General features: G+C 68.4%; 1 protein-coding gene and 1 pseudogene. Both read right to left on the bottom strand.

The genetic code is table 11. The features are described 5' to 3' along the window. A pseudogene (locus LQV45_RS23655) lies at positions 1-1,442 on the bottom strand (1,4-alpha-glucan branching enzyme); the annotation flags it as partial. A 1-nt stretch (position 1,443) separates the two neighbouring features. Next, a partial coding sequence (gene treS / locus LQV45_RS23650; RefSeq protein ID WP_230009080.1) for a maltose alpha-D-glucosyltransferase occupies positions 1,444-2,909 on the bottom strand: 1,466 nt, incomplete at its 5' end.

Genomic DNA, 2,909 nt, shown 5'->3' with positions numbered 1-2,909 from the left:
AGCCAGTCCGGCCTGTTCCTTAGTTCGTAGATGACTTCGTAGAGGGCTTTGTCGAGCCACAGCGCCACAAAGAGCGGCGAGTCGCGGTCGATGCTGCCGGGAATGACGTCGGCGTAGCCGGCCAGGAAGGCCTCAGCGCAGTCATCCACCCAGGTCCCGGGCACCACGGCTCCGGGGTTTTCGCGGACCGCGGCTCCGGCGGCGTAGTCGAAGGACCGCAGCATGCCGACTACGTCGCGAAGGGCGACGTCCGGGAAGTTGCGCTCGGAGATGGGGCGCAGGGGCTCGCCCTCGAAGTCGAGGATGGCCCAGCGCGGGGGGCCCCCCGGCTCGCCCGGGACCATGCTGCCGGGCACCTGCAGGATTTGCCCGAGGTGGAGGTCGCCATGGATACGCTGGAGCGGGCCTGCGCTGGTGCCCTCGAGCCGGCCGAGGAGACCGTTCAGCGCTTCTTCGTAAGGCCCGACGGCCTGGCCGGCCTGGGCCCAGGACTGACGGACGCGCTCGGCTACTCCCGGCGCGATGTCCTGCCCCGGCGCAGATTCGGCGGCTGTGCCCAGGGCCTCGGCGAGCCGGCGGTGCACGGTGGCCGTGGCCGCGCCCAGCGCGTGGGCTTCTGCAGCGAACCCGATCCCCCGGCTGGCCGCGTCCACGGCGAGCCGCCACGCATCGAGTCCGCCGGCGAGGAATTCGTGCGCCACAGCCAGCTCGCCGGAGGCGAGACGGACAGTGGCGGGACGGACAGTGGCGGGACGGCGGGCATCTGATGGCTCCGCCCCTGCTGCCGCCGCCGGCACCTCCCACTCGCCAGCCACCCAGCCAAGGGTTGCCGGGACCTCCGCGGTGTGTCCCGCAGTCAGCGCCGCACCGATTTCAACCTCGGGATTCTGCCCTTCGGACAGCACCCGGAAGAACTTCACGATGGCGACTGTGCCGCCGTCCTCGTCGTCGACGATCACCGAGCTGTTCGATTGCTCGCCCGAGAGGACCTTGACCTTGCCTGTTGCGAACGGCAGGCGGTAGCCGGACTCCACCAGGTGGCCGGTGGCGTTGCCCGACGGCGTCGTTGCGCCGTGCCGCATGAGCTCCAGCCAGGCGGCGACGAAGGAGGCGTCGTGGACGCCGTCGTACACCCACTGGTGGGCGGCATCAGCGCGGGTGCCGGGAAGTTCGCCGATCAGCGCGCGTTCTGCCCCCGGCAGGGGTTCTGGCCGGAAACTGAGCGGCACCTGGACGACGTCGGTGCGGCTGCCGCCGGGCGTGGGGTAGGACACCGCGACCAGCAACACCTCGAACGTGGCCCCGCCGGCGGCGGTCTCAAGGCGCAGGCCGCCCGCCGGTTCGAAGGTGAACTCGGCGGTCTTGACAGGGAACCATCGCTGGCGCGGGAGCCAGGCGCCAAGCAGTCCGCTCAAGGCCGGGGCAAGGGCTGGTCGCGTCATCTCAACCCTCGATGGACAGGACGGGCATCGCCTGTGTGAACGGGGATGCCGGGTTGGAGGCGGCGGAACGGATCCGCAACCAGAAGAAATCGTGGCTGCCCAGGGTCAGCGTCAGCGTTCCGTCATCGCCGATGGCCGGGAAGGCCTGGCCGCCGAAGACGTCCCGGAGGCCGCGGCCGGCGAAGTTCGGCACCCGCAACGTGGCAGCCACGGGGTGCTGTGAGAGGTTGAAGGCGCACAGGATGGTCTCGGCGTCCTCGCCGGCGGTGTTGCCTTCCGGGAGCTCACGCAGGTAAGCGAGGACGACGTCGTGGTCAGCCTCCACATGCTTGAATCCGCCGAGCCCGAAGGCGGGGTGGTTCTTGCGGACGCTCAGGATCTGGCGGGTCCAGCGCAGCAGGGACCCCGAATGTGCGGCCTCGGCCTCCACGTTCGCCATGCTGTAGTTGTAGACCAGCGACTGGATCACCGGCAGGTACAGCTTGCCCGGGTCGGCACTGGAGAACCCGGCGTTCCGGTCCGGGTTCCACTGCATCGGGGTGCGGACCGCGTCACGGTCCTCGAGCCAGATGTTGTCCCCCATGCCGATCTCGTCCCCGTAGTACAGGAACGGGCTGCCCGGCAGGGACAGCAGCAGGGCGTTGATCAGCTCGATCTCGGAGCGGGAGTTATCCAGCAGCGGGGCCAGCCGGCGCCGGATGCCGATGTTGGCGCGCATGCGCGGATCCGGCGCGTACCAGCCGAGCATCGCGGCGCGTTCGTCGGAGGTGACCATTTCCAGCGTCAGTTCGTCGTGGTTGCGCAGGAACGTGCCCCACTGGGCACCTTCGGGAATGTCCGGCGTGTCCTTCATCGTCTCGATGATGGGGGACGCCTTCTGGTCCCGCAGCGCGTAGTACAGCCGCGGCATGATCGGGAAGTGGAACGCCATGTGGCATTCCGGTTCCTCTTCGGTGCCGAAATACTCCACCACTTCGGCGGGCGGCTGGTTGGCCTCGGCAATGATCACGCGGCCCGGGTAGCTTTCATCGACCATCCGGCGCAGCTGGCGGAGGAATTCGTGGGTCTGCGGCAGGTTCTCGCAGTTGGTGCCCTCCTCCTCGAACAGGTACGGGATGGCGTCCGCCCGGAAGCCGTCGATGCCCTGGTCCAGCCAGAACCGCACGACGTCGAAGAGCGCGTCAATGACCTTGGGGTTCTCGAAGTTCAGGTCGGGCTGGTGGCTGAAGAACCGGTGCCAGAAGAACTGCCGGCGGATGGGGTCGAAGGTCCAGTTGGATTCCTCCGTGTCCACGAAGATGATGCGGGCGTCTTCGTACTTCTCGTCCGTGTCGCTCCACACGTAGAAGTCGCCGAAGGGACCATCCGGGTCCTTGCGTGACTCCTGGAACCACGGATGCTGGTCGGAGGTGTGGTTCAGCGGAAGGTCGATGATCACCCGGAAGCCGCGGGCATGGGCCTCGGCCA

The sequence above is a fragment of the Microbacterium sp. Bi128 genome, assembly GCF_918698205.1.
Note: the sequence above shows the minus strand (reverse complement) of the source record. Positions and strands in the feature narration are given on the sequence as shown.